Genomic DNA, 17,067 nt, shown 5'->3' on the forward strand with positions numbered 1-17,067 from the left:
TAGTATTTTAAATTATAGATTCTATATTTGCTATCTTACAGCTATTAGCCAAATTATTATCTAGAGTAGCAATGCTTGCTTCAAGGCGTAGGGATAATTCAAGGTAAGAAGCATCATAAGACGTTAGACCATATTTAGCTGCAATCCTTGCTATTATATGTAGAGATTCAGGGCTAGAACAAAATTTATCAATATTAATTGGAAGGGTATTTAAGAGGTGTAAATACTCTTCATAATTACTTTTAATAATACGCTGTTTTTTTAAGGATGATATAAGCACGTTGTTACATTCTAAAAAAAAGACAGCAGGGGCAAATATATTATATACTTTGTTAGAAATCTGATGGTAAATATTATCGACCTTAAGCTGCTGTTCATCCGGTAAAATCGATGACATGATGAATGAACAATCTACTACTAAATTCATTTTCTACCAAGATTTTTCATTTTAATAACATCATCTGTAGAGCCAAGAGGACTATGTTTTTTAAGTTCAGCAAGTTTTTTAAATAGATCATCAAATCGTTGGGAATAATATTTAGCTACAGGTATAACAAAAGCTACCTCTTTTCCTCTGTTTGTTATGCATAATTCTTCACCTGCTTCTACTTCTTTTATTAGCTCCGTTAAGTGAGTTTTTGTTTTAAACATACCAACTATTCTCATGAATCCTCTTTAATAAACTAGTTAAATTAACTAGTTTATTATATTTTAATAAGCAATGCAATATGCTAATCACAGTGATTAATCTATTTCATTTTACTTAAATAATCTTAATAATCTGCTTGCAAAAATTTTAAAATTAATTTATTAAGTTCTGAGTTTTTGGGTTCAAGAAGAATAAAAAATAAATATAAGAGAACAACAGATGTCAAAATTAAAACAGGCAAGATTAGAACTCGCCCCTTTAGATTTTAGCATACCAAAAGATAGACAGATACTGAATACTCCGGATGCTGAACAACTAGAAGTTAAACAGCAAAAGAGTTTTTTGGAGAAAAAAACTCAATTTGATAAGATGTTATTATGTATTGATTGGGATGGAACAATAGTAAAAGGTTCCTTACACAATGCTCTTAGTAGTACTTTCAATCGTAAAAATTGTGTAGATCAATTTCTAGCAGATGAAACAAAAAATTGGAAAAATAAAGAGCTATTAGTAGAATTATTACAAAAAGCATTAACTATAGGATGTCATATAGCTATTGTATCTTTTGGCTCATATCCTGATTGGATCAAATACGCTCTTGAGCAACTTGCTTTAGAATCGACTCTATTGGAAAAAATTTATGTAGTGTCGCATCCTCGTAGAGATGACTATGAAGGCAAACAGGAGCATATAGAGGAAGCCAAGAGGCATTTTGGTGTTTCTGAGAATAAGAAGGTTGTTTTAATAGATGATGATTCAGATAATGTGGATATAGCAAGGAAAAATGGTATGCAGGGGATATATGTTACCGAGGATATCGGGTATTTAAATGAGGCTTCTGAGATAGTTACAACACAAGAACAAAAAGAAAATCAAATACAGATTAACTTTGATCAGCCAACAGAGAGTAAATTAGAACTGTTAGATGAAGTTCCTTCCCTAGGAGATTTAAACTACTCTTATGATAGGGATTATACTAATTTTGCTTTGAAGAAAAGACAATAGCAAAACTTCTAGGACTCCTAGTATAATTTTCATTAAAACTAAGGATTATTTCTCCCATTTTTCTTAAAGCTTTGTTATAATCATTCTAGTTACAAACCTTTTTTATAGATGGTATACTGCTCGTAGGATCATTTGAGTATACCGCTAGACTCTTGGATAATGACGACGCAATTTTTGGTTTTCTATTCTAGAGTATATAGTATACTTCTGATGAGTTTTTTATCATTCTATTCAATTTTTAGGTTCATAACAACCTATTTTGACTATCCACGTTAGTAATACCTCCTCACGAAAGCAGGAACGTCCATATATGACATCCTAGGCTATTAAACCGATGTCTTACATCAAACTGAGGTTATATACCTACTTAAACTTGTACATTTGGTTAATTTATGAAGTCATATACTTTTAAAGAGCATTTTTTAGAGCTAAAGGCTAGGTTTTTACGAGTATTTGCTGCATTCATTATTGGTTTTATTATTTGTTATTATTTTAGTAGCGATATATATAACATTTTATTAGAACCACTTGCAGAATTAGATCATGCTGATATAAGGAAAGTAATCTATACTGGTCTTACTGAAGCATTCTTTACTTATATAAAACTTGCAGCTTTTGTTTCTTTTGTCATGATTATGCCAATTATCGCTATAGAATGTTTTTTATTTATAAGACCTGGGTTATATTCAGGTGAGAAGAAATATGCTGCTTTTATTCTTTTTATGTCGCCTGTTTTGTTTTGGTGTGGGAGCATCTTTGTATTTTATTTTGTTATGCCGCGTGCATGGCAATTTTTTCTAAGCTTTGAAGATAATAATGCTATTATTCCACTAATTCTAGAAGCTAGAATTAGTGAATATTTAAACTTAGTAATTCAGTTAATTATTGCGTTTGGTATAGCTTTCCAATTACCAATTATTATGTTAATATTAAATTTATTAAAAATATTAACAGCAAAAGACTTAGTGGACAAAAGAAGATCGTCTATAGTAATTATTTTTATTATTGCTGGTATTTTAACTCCACCGGATGTACTTAGCCAATTTGCCCTTGCAATACCAATGCTTTTATTATATGAAACTTCAATTATTATGTGTAAATTTGTAGAAAATCGAGGAAGTTAAATGTTAGATATAAAGTGGATTAGGGAGAATAAGCAGGAATTTGATGATCTACTTATCAAAAGGGGAATTCCCCCAATGTCCGATAAAATTACTAAACTAGATGAAAGCAAACGCCAGCTAACTAATCTTATTCAGCAATTTCAGCATGCAAGAAGGAAAAAATCTAGGGATCTAGGCAACATGCCTAACAAATTTAGTAAAGAATTTGAAGAAATAAAGCGTGATGTGGATCACATAAATGAGAAACTGGAAGAACTGAATTTAAAATTAAATAGTAATCACCAGTTAAACGATATGTTGGAGGTATTGCCAAACCTTCCTGATCCTGACGTACCATATGGCACTGATGGCAGTATGAATAAACTGCTTAAAACAGTAGGAGACATTACAACAAAACTATCTCTTCCATTACCTAAGCAGCATTTTGAACTTGGTGAAAGTTTAGGAATGATGGATTTTGTACGTACTGCTAAAATGTCTGGTAGTAGGTTTGTGACTCTAAAGGGAGATTTAGCAAGGCTAGAACGTGCATTGATTAATTTTATGATTGATACACATACTCAAGAATTTGATTTTACTGAACTATCTCCTCCATCTTTGGTGCGACCAGCTGCTATGTATAATAGTGGTCAATTGCCAAAATTTGCAGAAGAGTCGTTTGAAACGGTGAATAATTACAGGTTAATTCCAACAGGTGAAGTACCTCTCGTTAATATGGTGGCCGATACCATAATAGCTAGGGAAGAATTGCCTATACGTTATGTTGCTTACACACCCTGTTACAGATCAGAATCTGGAAGTAGTGGTAGAGATACTAGAGGTATGATACGTATGCACCAGTTTGGTAAAGTTGAGTTGGTTACAATAACTACTGCAGAAGAATCTCAGCGTGAACATGAATATATAACTAATGCAGCTGAAACCATTCTAAAAAAACTTGATCTACCATATAGAGTTATGTTGCTTTGTACTGGAGATATAGGATTTACTGCCAAAAAGACCTATGATTTGGAAGTATGGTTGCCTGGTCAAAATCTATACCGTGAGATTTCAAGTTGTTCTAATTGTGGAGATTTTCAGGCTAGAAGGATGAAAGCTAGATATAAAGAATTTGGTAGCAACGAAACCACTCTTGCCCATACTTTGAATGGTTCTGGTTTACCAATTGGTAGGACAATAATCGCAATTCTAGAAAATTACCAAAATGCAGATGGTTCAATAACAGTTCCAGATGTTTTGGTGAGTTACATGGGTGGGTTGGAGCGAATTCATACCACTAAAGAGTATAAATAACATGTATTTGATAGGTATCATTGGTGTTCAAAATAGCTAGCAACTCAAGAAAAGTTGATAAGGATTTATATAATAATTCTGCAGAGGATTTCATTCCAATTGCTTGTCATTATAATGAGAATACTTTGTTAACTAAGAATGGTGAACTACTCCAAACTATCCAAATAAATGGTATCAATGCAGAAAATATTAGCACTAAGTTATTCAATTTACGAGAAGTAGTGCGTAATGCGATTAAGAAAAATGTTCATAATAAAAATTTTGCATTTTGGATACATACTGTACGACGTAAGACAAACTTAGATGACCCAACTCCTTACAATAAATTGTTACCAGCTAATATTCACAATTTATGGCAACAAAAAAATTACTGGGATGATAAATTTGTTAATACCTTATATATCTCAATAATTTATGATTCTAATAACATTAAAGTTAAAGATATCAACTCTTTGATAACTTCTTTGTCTTTCGATAAACTTGTCAATTACCAAAATAACTATTTAGATAGTGTTTTTAAAATGCTAAATAGTACTGTTGACAAAATACTTCTAGATTTACAAGATTTCGGTGCAGTAAAGTTAGGAATAAGATTTGAAGGGGAAGAATCTTACTCTGATTTGATGTTTTTATATCGTAGAATAATTCATCTCAACGAAGAATATTGCTTAGTACCGATTGCAAATCTATCTAATGCTTTAGCCTCTAATCAATATGCAGTTGGTAACGATAAGATTGAAGTAATAAGTAGGCATGATAAAAAGTTTGCCTCCATTATTTCAATAAAGGAATATCAAGAAGTATCATCAGCTGCACTTGATGGATTCCTACAATTACCTGTGGAATTAATAGCAACAGAAATATTTTACTTCGTTGATAAAAAAGAAGTATCTAAAACATTTGAACAACAGGCATATATTTTACAAGTTAGTAAGGATACTAAACTTGCTGAAATTACAGGAATAGATAAGATAATGAACCTTGATGCTTCAATCCCGAACCAATTTTGTAAACAACAAATTTCTATTGCTATTATAGGGTCAGATTTGGAGAAATTGGATCAATCAATTGCCCAAGCATCTAAGGAACTTGCTAAAATTGGTATTGTCCATGTGCGGGAAGATATAAACTTAGAGCAAACATTTTGGGCACAGCTCCCAGGGAACTTTTCCTATGTTAGGAGGCTCGCTCCCACAATTATAGAAAATACCGCCGCTTTGGCCTCATTACATAATTTCCCGACCGGAAACCAAAATAACATATGGGGTAAAGCAGTGACTTTGCTTAGAACAGAAAAAGGAACTCCTTACTTTATGAATTTTCATGCTAAAAGTAATAATAGAGGAAATACTTGTATTTTTGGCACAGCTAATACTGGTAAGACTGTACTAACAAATTTTTTAATTTCTGAAGCAACTAAATACAAGCCAACAATATTATATCTTTCCAATAATAATAATTCAAAGATTTTTGTTGAATCAATTGAAGGGCAGTGGTTTGAAAAGGAGAAGAACCTAATAAATCCATTTCTACTAGATGATACTCTAGAGTCAAGGCATTTCGTTATCGAATTTCTTAAGATAATTTGCAATCATTCTTTTTACCCTCTAACCAAAGCAGAATTAGCTTTTCTAGAAAACTTCGCTGATAAAATTTGGACTTTAGATAATAAAGATCGTAATTTTTCCTCCATTTTAAAAACAATGGACTTTTCTATAGAAGATGGAGATTTAATTAAACTAAGGTTGACTGATTATACAAAAGGAGGATTATATGATGGTATATTTGATAGTGATAAATTCCCTTTATCTGAAGGCGGCATAATCGGATTTAATTTGTATCCTTTTTCTGGGAAGTCTTTTACTGAACGTTTTTATCCAACAGATAGAAAACTTCTAGAAGATTTTTCAATGAATTTGACTAAGCATAATAGTTTATGTGCAGGATTAATATATGCTTTTAATTATTACTTAACTATTATAGGGAAGAGTCCAAAAATATTAGCAATAGATAATCTAGATTCCTTGTATAGACCGGAAAATTTTGATAACATATCACAAATGATTTCTGATAGATTGCTGAGTAATAATGGAATAATGGTTAGTAATTTTAGTTATCTACAGTCAACAAAAACAAAGGTGCTACAGAATTGGTTGGATTTAATAGACACTAAAATAATTTTACCATCAGAAATAAAATCACAGTATTTAGAACAAATTTTAGGATTAAATGAATCAGAAATAAATAAATTATCGAAATTTACAATTGCTTCTAGAATGTTCTTAATAAATCAAAATAATCAATCTATTGCTTTGGAGTTAAGTATAGGAAGTTTAATTGGCATTATCAAGATTCTATCCTGTAGAACCGAGGAATTAAAAATATATCAAGAAATATTACAACAATATCCAGGACATCCTGATAATTGGATTAATCCTTTGTATATAGCATTAAATCATATTTAGTTGTAAGAGGAGTTTGGTGCTAAAAAAATATTATCTAGCATTTTTTTTGTTGATTTACTCTAGCAAGAGTTATTCTTCATTTTGGGATGGAGTTGCACAATGTCTAAGTGATCCTTGCAATTGCGGGTATAGTGAGATAAATGAAACATGGAATGGAAGTATAAAACGAACAATAAAGCCAAATCCTATATGCCCACCATGGAATAGGCGGGATGGACGTGATACAGATAATTGCTTGGTTCAATTTAACCCTCCTGAGATATTTATTGGATTTTATCTTCAGCACTGTGCGGAACGTACACCAGAAAGCTCTTATTTTTCACCAAAGATTCGTATAAGAACTCAAAGTTGTAATGCAGTTGCATGCTGGAATCAATCCACTACTTTGAATTGGGATGGTGAATGCATAATATGGCCTGGGGCTTATGCCCTACCCTTACTCAGAATTTGTGCTAGGGTTGCTGTTCCTGCAGTTGCACCAACAGCCTTGAATAGTAAAGGAACGCCAGCAGACCCTGGTTATACACCTGGAAAACATTTGAATGATGTTGGCTTTACAGAAGATGATAAACCGATTATTGGAAGTGATGGAAAACCGATAGTTGGAGATGATGGAAAACCGTTTAATAGACCAAAGCTATGTGCATATAGTGATCCTGGCTTGGTAAACCTCGTCTCAGCTACCGGAGTTCACTTAGATCCGATGGACTGGAATCCAATAAGACAACCTCTTCATAAAACAGATGAGTTACACCCTTTTGCAAAAATTCTAAAGTTTTTAATAGACATTAAGTCTAGTATGAGTATATCAGTACTATTAAGTAAGTTATTAGACATGATTGCTTCTGACAATACACCAGGTCTTGATGTTATAAAAGAAATAGTTAAATGGATAGGATATATTTTTGAACAACAATGGATGTATGAGGTGGCAAAACAAATAGTAGAAGCACTTGGTGCACTAAATCGTTCTGTTGATGACTACCAATTTGGTTGCGTTGAATTACCATTAGGTCCTTTTCCACCACCATATTGCCCTAAATTAAAACAGTTCATTATTACTCCTACGACAAAGCTTGTATGCAGTAAAAAGAAAGATAATTTATTTGTTCAATCTTCAAATGCACCATGTGTGGTGTCTAAATTAAGAAATAATTTTATTCATAATGTCGTACGTGTTAGTTTAGACAATCTTGTACCTCTTTGTAGAAATAAAGAAAATCCACAAGAAACCGATAAATGTGTAGTAATAGATAATCTTGGTCCATTTTCTTCAGCCAAAGGAATTCATATTGCTACCGTTCAACGCGATGCAATAAAAAAATGTTCAGCTAATGATAAAGAACGTTGTGTTAACACAAAAATTCCCTTTGAATGTACTATTGAGGATGGTTGCAAAGATGGCTTTAGGATAGTTTACGCACAAAAAGTAGGTGATCATTCTACACCAAGTAGTTACTATGTTGATGATTTACCTGATTGTAATAGCGAAGAAGCAAATGGTAAGATTACTTGTCAAGAAATATGGGGCATAAATATTGGTGAGTTTATTGATGTTAGTCTTGCATTTCCTCCTATACAAGGTCAAGATACTACAAGTTTACTACCGCTCAAGAAAACCTTTAAGCTCAGAGATAATGTCAGTGACAGGACTTTTGTTGCTTCAATTACTAGGAATACTATATTGGATACTACCTTAAATCCTAATCTTCGTCGTGATCCAAAATCTATTTGTGTAGCGGAAGGAGATAACTTGGTTGGTTGTGAAGACAGAGTAACAGATGGTTACCAAATCCTAACCTATCCGTGTGGAGGACTTCCTGGAGTTACTTGCCATAATAATAGCTATTATAACCCTCAATTTATTGCGTCAATAGTGTCAGACGATAAAGGGAATACTGTTGATTCAACTAGTACTGTTATTACACCATTGTCGGTTACTCAGTCAATAGCAGGCGAGACAGAAGCAATAATAAATTTAGCAGGATTTAATTTTACTTCCTTCATGGCATATATTTCTAATACCCCCCCCACTATATATACTGCTATGCCATTTTCTGGCAAAAAATCTATGAATCCTTTAACGATATATGGTAATTATAAAGACGACAAGATCCCCTATGATGCTAAGACAGGAATTCCTACTACAGATGCTGTATATTTAAAGGGTCTTGAATATATAAATGGTAAATATATTCAAGGTGCAACGCATGGTTGTTTACAATTAAAAGATATAGACAAATGTATTCCTGGAGTAAATAATACTAACTGTATACTATCAAGACTACTTGAATCAGATACAGTTGATTGCTCAAAATTTAAGACAAAAAGTATGCAATACCTAGGTCTGCAAATCTGTCAGGATACTCATACTGGTTGTAACTCTGCGGAGACTATAGACGATCTTAAGACAAAGGGTATTACGATTTATAAATGTGATAACTCTATGTATTGTTATAAAAATAATCGTAAGCCAAATGTTGAAGTATGTAAAGTGTCTGTAGATAGTAATAATAGAATCGATCCTTCCCCGTCACTAGGTCCTACAATAAACACTGATGGGCAGCATTATACTGCTAAGTTTAATGAGCAAGGTATTCTTGTCGATAAGGATGGTATTTCTCTTGACAAAACTGCTGCAATCCGAGATAAAACCCCACAAGAATTAGGTTTTTGTACTTCAGTTCTTGCCCCTAAATGTCAAGCAATTACCACCCCGACTAATGCCAGTGGTAACGCAACATGGTCTAGCACAGAAACAGGTGATCCTGACACAAAAATAAGTGATTTGGCACTAGGTACTTGTAAGCTTGGTTGGGTATTAATTGATCCGAATAAACCACTACAACGTTATTGTCTATCAAATATCGATACTAAAACAGTGGCCTTTGAAGCCTTACCGGATGGTGTTGGATGTAAAGAGAATATTGGTCTTAATTTCAAATATACAAGTGATAAAAAAGATTTTCCTGTTAACAATAACTACGATACTTTAACTAAGGTTGGAACCTTTATACTTGGTGGACCATACCGTTCTGCAGCACATACTTACGATACATTTTATTGCGTAAATTATGAGTTTGATATACCAAATACTAACATGCTAAACTCTTTCACCATAGGTGGTACTGGCTCATATTATGATGATTACATAATGATTAAAGTTAATAATCAGCTTATTCATACTGGTCCTGATAACTTTAACTCTATGGAATGTAGAAATTACAATGCTGACCGTACTCACTGTGATGTTTACATTTCTAGAAATGGCAAATTTGTAAAAGCATCCGACATAGGTAGAGCTAATAACCTAGCACAACTTAATCTTATGCCACATTTACAAAATGGTAAAAATAATATTAATACTTGTGTGGGAATAGTTGGTGGAGGAACTTTAAATGTTACTATTAAATATCAACTGAAATAACCTGAGTTTGATAAAGACATCAGGCTATCACCATTACTATTAGTCAATTTAGGAGGATTGGTTTAGTTGCAACGCAACTAGCTGTGAATAATTTAATTTGTGCTAGACATGTTGCTACAGCAGTTTCAGTTCGGAGGATATTTGATCCTAGACTTATTGATAAAGTATTAGGTCTTAATGAAAGCATTTGGAGTTCATTTTGTGAAAAACCACCTTCTGGACCAACAACAACTGAAAGATTTGCCGAAATATCTGATGAGTATATAGGCATGATTTTTAATAAAGTATTATTTTCATCTTCATTTTCATTGGTATATATTATAGAATTATCTAAAGTTTGTTCTAGGAAAAGACTAAGTGATACTACTGGCATAAGAATGCAGGGTATTATTAAACGCTCGGACTGCTCTGTAGATTCGATAATACATTTCATCAATCTTTGAGTATTAACAGTGCGAAATTGAGATCTTTCAGCGATTAGTGGAATAATTTTTGTTACCCCAAGTTGTACAGCCATATCTATGGCATCTAACATTCTATCACTTTTAATAATAGATATTCCTAAAGTAAGTTCAGGTTCAACTGTTGCTTTTCTTAAAATATTAGTAAGTCCAACATGTAAATTGTTTTTTGTAATACCAGTAATTTGTGCTATAAACTCACCATCTGTGCCGTTAAAAATTCTAAAATGATCGCCAACCTTTAGTCTTAATACTGTTTTAAGGTAGTGACTATGATCTTCTGCAAGATTTAACGAATAATTTTCAATTAGTTTGGTATTGCTATATATTCTATGAAGACGAGAAATTTTCATAATTTTAACTCTAATGGTTAACACCTAGGCATTTTGACTTTTTCATGTACTTCAAAATATTATTAAGGAAAAAACAACAATGAAAAAAAACTAACTCAAACAGAAGGAGATAATGTAGTATGAAAAGAAAATTCACAGAAATAGAAGATAACTTGTTTAAAACACTTCATAAAAAGGGTAATCCTTTAGTATTGTATAATATTTGGGATGTTGGTTCAGCACAGATTGTAGAGAAATCCGGGGCGAAAGCATTAGCTACAAGTAGCTGGGCAGTAGCAAAATCTTATGGTTATGAAGATGGTGAGAAATTCCCACTTAAATTAGCCTTGCAAAATTTAAAGAATATTATTGAAAAAGTCAAAGTACCTGTGAGTTTTGATTTTGAATCAGGATTTGCATCGAAGTTAAGTGATTTAATAGAGAATGTTGAACACGTAATTAAAACAGGGGCAATTGGTATAAATTTTGAAGATCAAATTATTGGGAAAGAAAAGGCAAGATACTCTATAGAAGAACAATGTAAACGAATTAAAGCAATTAAAGAAGCTATAAAGGAGTTATTGCCTAATATGTTTATTAATGCTAGAACGGATATCTTTCTTCAAAAAGATACATCTGAGCATAATGAACAAGACTTAAAAGAAGCTATAGAACGAAGCAAAGCTTATGCAGAAGTTGGAGCTGATGGGTTTTTTGCACCAGGCTTAGCAAATTATAATTTTATAAAACAATTATGTGAATTTTCACCTATTCCTGTCAATATAATGGTGCAAGATATAACGACAGTAAAAAACTTGTTGATTTAGGTGTATCTAGAATTAGTTACGGTCCTTTCCCATATATTGCAGTGATGCAAGAATTGGATAAATCTGCAACTGAAGTGTTAACATATATAGATACAAATAAAAAGACGTAATAGGAGAGGACTAGTACATTTATGGATAACAAAAAAGATACTACCATAAAAGATGAAAAAGAAAAGCCACAGGAAATAGGTGGTTTTAAAGGTCAAGAACCCACTACCCACGGAGATTGGCAGCATAAAGGTAGAGTAACTGATTTTTAAAGAATTTATGCCAAGTTTTCATCAAGCCAAAATCCTACCATATAATGTACAAGAATTATTTCACTTAGTTCTTGACGTAAAGTCATATCCTGAATTCTTACCATGGTGTAGGGCGGCTAGAATCATCTCAGAGAGTGAGAATCAAATTATAGCTGAATTAGTAATTCAGTTAAAAGATTTTTCAGACAATTATCAATCAAGAATTATATACTCAAATGATTTGAATAAGCAAAGATTATAATAGACTGAAGAAAATGGACAAAAAAATAGAGTTAAAAGTTTCCTAATTAAGATAAAATAATAAGAAAAAATTAGGAGAAAAAATGACAAAAGAAAAAGTAAGAGTTTTTAGTGCTGAAGAAAAAACTAGGATAGTATTAGAAGTGCTGAAAGAAGAGAGTCCATTATCAGTGATAGCATCAAAATATGAGATAAACTCCAAGACAATTAGTAATTGGAAAAAACAATTTATATCAAATGCAGCATTGGCTTTTGAACCAGCAAAACTGGTAAGTAAATATCAGGAACAAATTAATATGCTGAAAGAACAAAATGATGAATTAGCGAAAACTCTTGGAAAAACAATAGTAGAGAGAGATTGGGCTGTGGGAAAGCTACAAAGCTTGGACTTATCAAATAGAAAAGAACTTGTCGATTCCAAGCTAGCAATGTTACCAAAGACAAGGCAATATGAATTATTAAAGATTAATCGTTCTTCAATGTACTATAAAGCAAAACCATTTAGTGGGTATAACTTAAATATTTTAAATAAAATAGATGAAATATATACTGATAATCCTGAATTTGGTTATCGTTATATCCATAGACAATTATTAGAAGATGGCTTGGTTATTGGTAAGGATCGGGTTCTAAAATATATGAACATGATTGGCATAGAGGCTATTTATCCAAAGAGGAAAAAGTTAACATCTGGAAAAGATAAACAGCATAAAATTTATAGTTATTTGCTTGATAAATATTGGTCTAATCTAGGTACAAGTAAAACTGTAGATGTACCTAACGCTAACGAGGTTTGGAGCGGAGATATCACTTATGTTAGAACTAATTCGGGATTTATGTACATGGCGGCAATTATAGATTAGCATAGTAGAGCTGTGTTGAGTTATAAATTGTCAAATAGTATGGATGTAAGTTTGGTAACTGAAGTATTGCATGATGCACTTAACAAATATCCTGCACCGCAGATATTTAATAGTGATCAGGGCAGTCAATATACTAGTCATGAACACATTGAAATTTTACAAGAGCATAACATTAAAGTTTCGATGAATGGTAAAGGAAGAAGTATTGATAATATAATTATGGAGAGATTTTTCCGAACTTTAAAATATAATTGTATATTTATTAATGATTTTAAAGATGTTAAAGAGCTAAAGAGTGGTATTGATGATTACATCAATCACTATAATTATAGAAGATTTTATTCAAGTATTGGTTACAAAAAGCCTATGAATGCCTATCTAAATTCTATACAAAATTATGAACAAATTGCAGCTTGAAAAATGCAAAAATGGGAAACAACATTATTATTTTTTTGTCTTGATTTTTCAGTCCAGTATCGATATTCCATTGAAGTAGAGGCAATCTCCGGACCATTTAAATATTTAAAAAATTTATGGCAATTTTCTCAAGAAGATACTGGTAGTAAAATAGAGTTCTTTATTGATTTTAAGATGAAATTTGCAATAGTTGACAAGTTAGTTAATATATTTTTTACTGATGCTACTGAAAAAATGGTTGATGCATTTGAAAAAAGGGCAGATACTATGTTAACTAAAATAAACTTAACAAACTACTCTTGAAATAGGGATCAAAATAGCATAAAAGGCTATTAAATACTATAGATTTCTGCCTTCGCGGGAATGGACATCATGTGAATTCGGGATAAGAATTAGTTAATTCCTATCCCGAATGGGGGTACATAGAGAGTATATTTAGGGTTTACATAGAAAATTTATAAAATCAAGAATTTAATTTATGTCCTCTTTGAAATATAAACGAGTCTTGTTAAAAGTTTCTGGCGAAGCCTTAATGGGCAACAAACAATTTGGTCATGAGTACTCTATAATCTTAGGAATTGCTGAAGATATAAAGGAAGCAATTGATCTTGGAATAGAAGTATGTGTAGTCGTCGGCGGTGGTAATATTTATCGTGGCACTGATGTCTTATTTGGCATGGAAAGAGCTGCTGGTGATTATATTGGCATGCTTGGCACGGTAATAAACGCACTTACTCTACAAAATATTATGGAAAGTTTAGGTGTTCATACTAGAGTCCTTTCTGCAATCCCTATGATGAGTGTTTGTGAGCCTTATATACGTCGTAAAGCAAAAAAACATATAGAAAAAGGTAGAGTAGTAATTTTTGCCGGTGGTACTGGTAATCCATTTTGTACTACTGATAGTGCAGCTGTTTTAAGAGCAATTGAAATGAGCTGTGATTTATTACTAAAAGGTACTAAGGTTAATGGTGTATACGATGCAGATCCGACAAAGAACCTTAATGCAGTGAAATATTCTACTATAAGTTATACTAATCTTTTAAAAGATAATTTACAAGTTATGGATATTGCTGCTATTGCTGTGGCTAGAGAAAACAACTTGCCAATCAAGGTATTTTCCATTAAAGAGAAAGGTAATTTTGCAAAAGTACTGCAAGGAAAAGGTGAATACACAAAAATTCAAGAAGGTGAATAAAGTATGGATAAAGCAGCTATACGTAAAGAATTACAATCAAAAATGGATAGTTCGATAAGAGTATTAGATCACGAACTCAAGGGACTCAGAACTAGTCGAGCTTCAGTTAACTTACTTGACCCTGTATTGGTTGAAGCATATGGCGATAAAGTACCATTGTCGCAAGTAGCAAGTCTCTCAACTCCAGATGCACGAACTATTACTGTACAAGTGTGGGATAAATCTATAGTAAAATTTGTAGAAAAAGCTATTATAGATACAAATTTGGGTCTAAACCCATCATCAGATGGACAGCTAATAAGAATCACAATACCGTTACTTACTGAAGAACGCCGCAAAGAACTTGTTAAATTTGCTCACAAATATGGAGAAAATACTAAAATTGCCTTGCGTAATATAAGAAGGGATGGTAATGAAGATTTAAAAAAGTTAGAAAAAAACAGTATCATAACTGAAGATGAACAACATAACCTATCAGAAGAAATCCAAAAATTAACTGATGAGTATAGTAATAAAGTAGACTTGCATGTTAAACAAAAAGAACAAGAAATACTGACTATTTAAGTCTAAAAATAGGTGTCATTCCTCAAAGAGATGCCACCTAAATGACTTAGGTATATTTTTTCATAAAATAGCCATAAACTATTAGTGCAGACATATTTCATGCTATAATGACTATAATATTTAAGGTATATAATGATTACAAATGAAGAAGTACAAAAAATAGCAAAACTTGCTATGTTTAATTTTACCCAAAAAGAGATAAGCAGTTTTGCCCATCAATTAACTGATATGATGAATATGATCAACATTTTAAACGATGTAGACTGTAGTAACGTTGAACCACTTACTTCTGTTTGTGATATGCACCAAAGAATGCGAAAAGACCAAGTATTGTATAGTGACATTTCTGATGAATTATTTGCTAACTTGCCAAATGATAAAGCAGAACTTGCCAAAGAAGTAAAATGTTTTGTAGTACCAAAAGTAGTAGAGTAAAATATGTCAGAAATTATAAAATTAACCATCACACAAGCCCTTAAAGCCTTAAAAAATAAAGAATTTTCGTGTGTTGAGCTGACTAAAGCACATATTAAAGAAATGGACAAACATAAAGAGTTAAATGCTTATATTACTGAAACTACAGATATTGCTTTAGAGCAATCTAAAATTGCTGATCAAAATTATCATAATGGAATAGCAAGACCCTTAGAAGGAATTCCTATTGCTGTAAAAGATCTTTTTTGTACAAAAGGAGTACTAACTACTGCCGCCTCAAAAATACTCAGCAACTTTGTACCAACATATGAATCTACTGTAAGTAAAAATGTTCAAGATCACGGTACAATAATGCTTGGTAAGGCTAATATGGATGAATTTGCCATGGGATCGGCTAATATTACTAGCTATTTTGGTAACGTTATTAGTCCTTGGAAAGCGATAGATGCACCTACAACTCCGGTAGTCCCTGGTGGGTCTTCTGGAGGCTCGTCAGCTGCTGTCAGTAGCTTTTTAGCTATGGCAGCTCTTGGAAGTGATACAGGAGGTTCTGTTCGCCAACCTGCCAGTTATACTGGGATTGTCGGATTCAAACCAACATATGGTCGTTGTTCTAGATATGGTATGATTGCTTTTGCCAGTTCGCTTGACCAAGCTGGAGTACTTACAAGAACTGTTGAAGATACTGCTTTAATGCTACAAGCTATGATTGGTTTTGATGAAAAGGATTCTACTTCTATAAACTCTGAAATACTAGAGCTAAGATCGGCATGTAATAGTAGTGCAAAAAACATGAAAATAGGTGTACCATTTGATATTATGAAACAAGATGGTATACAACCGGATATTATTAAGATGTGGCAGCATACTATTGATATTATAAAAAATGATGGGGCAGAAATTATTGATATTTCATTACCCTATTCTAAATATGCTCTAGCTGCATATTACGTTATAGCACCTGCTGAAACCTCATCTAATTTATCTAGATATGATGGTATAAGATATGGAATCAGGGTAGGAAATGAGGGAATATCCATTGAGGAAATGTATGAAAAAACAAGAACTGCTGGCTTTGGTGCTGAAGTTAAAAGACGTATTATGATTGGTACTTATTTACTTTCATCTGCTTTTATGGATGCTTATTACTTAAAAGCCCAAAAAATAAGACGCTTGATTTCAGATGATTTCAAGAAAGCTTTTGCACAAGTTGAAGCAATAATTTTGCCATCTGCACCATCCGAAGCTTTTAACTTAGGTGAGAAACAAGATAATCCTGTGACAATGTATTTAAACGATTTATTTACTATTCCAGCTAGTCTTGCCGGTCTTCCTTGTTGCTCTGTACCTGCTGCATTATCTTCTAGAGGTTTGCCTCTTGGCATGCAAGTAATAGGAAAAGCCCTTGATGAATATAATACTCTAAAGGTAGCAGCAGCAATTGAGCGTGGTTCAAGAGATATTAGTTTTGTATATTCTAATAAACGCTAAAGTTATCGGAGTTAAT

At 32.4% G+C, this 17,067-nt stretch carries 16 protein-coding genes and 2 pseudogenes; 15 read left to right on the top strand and 3 right to left on the bottom strand.

The window, feature by feature from the left end; genetic code table 11:
- Positions 1 to 7 precede the first annotated feature (7 nt).
- Together AAHM86_RS04965 and AAHM86_RS04970 are read right to left on the bottom strand one after the other, a co-directional pair.
- Positions 8 to 427 (bottom strand): type II toxin-antitoxin system VapC family toxin, encoded by a 420-nt coding sequence (locus AAHM86_RS04965; protein ID WP_341751551.1) that lies wholly within the window; start codon positions 425 to 427, stop codon positions 8 to 10.
- On the bottom strand, positions 424 to 666 hold the full coding sequence (locus AAHM86_RS04970; protein WP_342267489.1) for a type II toxin-antitoxin system prevent-host-death family antitoxin: 243 nt from the start codon (positions 664 to 666) through the stop codon (positions 424 to 426). Before AAHM86_RS04970 ends, AAHM86_RS04965 begins: the two co-directional genes overlap by 4 nt.
- 202 nt (positions 667 to 868) lie before the next feature.
- On the opposite strand from AAHM86_RS04970, the gene AAHM86_RS04975 reads away from it, so the two are divergent.
- From AAHM86_RS04975 to AAHM86_RS04995, 5 genes and pseudogenes are all read left to right on the top strand, one after another.
- Complete coding sequence (locus AAHM86_RS04975) at positions 869 to 1,654, top strand: HAD family hydrolase (protein ID WP_342267490.1); 786 nt, start codon at positions 869 to 871, stop codon at positions 1,652 to 1,654.
- A gap of 392 nt (positions 1,655 to 2,046) precedes the next feature.
- Positions 2,047 to 2,801: pseudogene (gene tatC, locus AAHM86_RS04980) on the top strand (twin-arginine translocase subunit TatC).
- On the top strand, positions 2,779 to 4,071 hold the full coding sequence (serS, locus tag AAHM86_RS04985) for a serine--tRNA ligase (protein WP_342267491.1): 1,293 nt from the start codon (positions 2,779 to 2,781) through the stop codon (positions 4,069 to 4,071). Before tatC ends, serS begins: the two are co-directional and overlap by 23 nt.
- A 32-nt stretch (positions 4,072 to 4,103) precedes the next feature.
- Positions 4,104 to 6,536, top strand: coding sequence for a VirB4 family type IV secretion/conjugal transfer ATPase (locus AAHM86_RS04990; RefSeq protein WP_342268387.1), 2,433 nt, complete (start codon positions 4,104 to 4,106; stop codon positions 6,534 to 6,536).
- Between the two features lie 13 nt (positions 6,537 to 6,549).
- Positions 6,550 to 9,963 (top strand): hypothetical protein, encoded by a 3,414-nt coding sequence (locus tag AAHM86_RS04995; RefSeq protein WP_342267492.1) that lies wholly within the window; start codon positions 6,550 to 6,552, stop codon positions 9,961 to 9,963.
- Between the two features lie 43 nt (positions 9,964 to 10,006).
- Here the strand turns inward: AAHM86_RS04995 and AAHM86_RS05000 are convergent, their stop codons facing one another.
- Positions 10,007 to 10,777: a 16S rRNA (uracil(1498)-N(3))-methyltransferase gene (locus tag AAHM86_RS05000; protein ID WP_342267493.1), complete on the bottom strand. Its 771-nt coding sequence runs from the start codon at positions 10,775 to 10,777 to the stop codon at positions 10,007 to 10,009.
- Positions 10,778 to 10,896: 119 nt separating this feature from the next.
- Between AAHM86_RS05000 and AAHM86_RS05005 the strand changes: the two genes are divergently transcribed.
- The 10 genes and pseudogenes from AAHM86_RS05005 to gatA all read left to right on the top strand — a co-directional run bounded on the left by AAHM86_RS05005 (position 10,897) and on the right by gatA (position 17,051).
- Positions 10,897 to 11,583, top strand: coding sequence for an isocitrate lyase/phosphoenolpyruvate mutase family protein (locus tag AAHM86_RS05005; RefSeq protein ID WP_342267494.1), 687 nt, complete (start codon positions 10,897 to 10,899; stop codon positions 11,581 to 11,583).
- Between the two features lie 131 nt (positions 11,584 to 11,714).
- Positions 11,715 to 11,843 (top strand): DUF1674 domain-containing protein, encoded by a 129-nt coding sequence (locus AAHM86_RS05010; protein WP_342267495.1) that lies wholly within the window; start codon positions 11,715 to 11,717, stop codon positions 11,841 to 11,843.
- Positions 11,844 to 11,850: 7 nt separating this feature from the next.
- Positions 11,851 to 12,048, top strand: a pseudogene (locus AAHM86_RS05015) (type II toxin-antitoxin system RatA family toxin); the annotation flags it as partial.
- Positions 12,049 to 12,166: 118 nt separating this feature from the next.
- On the top strand, positions 12,167 to 12,946 hold the full coding sequence (locus AAHM86_RS05020) for an IS3 family transposase (protein WP_342267496.1): 780 nt from the start codon (positions 12,167 to 12,169) through the stop codon (positions 12,944 to 12,946).
- A 12-nt stretch (positions 12,947 to 12,958) separates the two neighbouring features.
- Positions 12,959 to 13,363: an integrase core domain-containing protein gene (locus tag AAHM86_RS05025; RefSeq protein WP_342267497.1), complete on the top strand. Its 405-nt coding sequence runs from the start codon at positions 12,959 to 12,961 to the stop codon at positions 13,361 to 13,363.
- 3 nt (positions 13,364 to 13,366) lie between these two features.
- On the top strand, positions 13,367 to 13,666 hold the full coding sequence (locus AAHM86_RS05030; RefSeq protein ID WP_342267498.1) for an SRPBCC family protein: 300 nt from the start codon (positions 13,367 to 13,369) through the stop codon (positions 13,664 to 13,666).
- A gap of 175 nt (positions 13,667 to 13,841) precedes the next feature.
- Positions 13,842 to 14,561, top strand: coding sequence for a UMP kinase (gene pyrH, locus AAHM86_RS05035; protein WP_341747884.1), 720 nt, complete (start codon positions 13,842 to 13,844; stop codon positions 14,559 to 14,561).
- A 3-nt stretch (positions 14,562 to 14,564) separates the two neighbouring features.
- On the top strand, positions 14,565 to 15,125 hold the full coding sequence (frr, locus tag AAHM86_RS05040) for a ribosome recycling factor (RefSeq protein ID WP_342267499.1): 561 nt from the start codon (positions 14,565 to 14,567) through the stop codon (positions 15,123 to 15,125).
- A gap of 132 nt (positions 15,126 to 15,257) precedes the next feature.
- The gene (gene gatC, locus AAHM86_RS05045) at positions 15,258 to 15,560 is read left to right on the top strand and encodes an Asp-tRNA(Asn)/Glu-tRNA(Gln) amidotransferase subunit GatC (RefSeq protein ID WP_342267500.1); all 303 of its coding nucleotides are present in this window, start codon (positions 15,258 to 15,260) and stop codon (positions 15,558 to 15,560) included.
- A 3-nt stretch (positions 15,561 to 15,563) separates the two neighbouring features.
- On the top strand, positions 15,564 to 17,051 hold the full coding sequence (gene gatA / locus AAHM86_RS05050) for an Asp-tRNA(Asn)/Glu-tRNA(Gln) amidotransferase subunit GatA (RefSeq protein ID WP_342267501.1): 1,488 nt from the start codon (positions 15,564 to 15,566) through the stop codon (positions 17,049 to 17,051).
- Positions 17,052 to 17,067 lie beyond the last annotated feature (16 nt).

It is taken from the genome of Candidatus Tisiphia endosymbiont of Empis tessellata (assembly GCF_964031035.1).
Classification (GTDB): Bacteria; Pseudomonadota; Alphaproteobacteria; order Rickettsiales; family Rickettsiaceae; genus Tisiphia.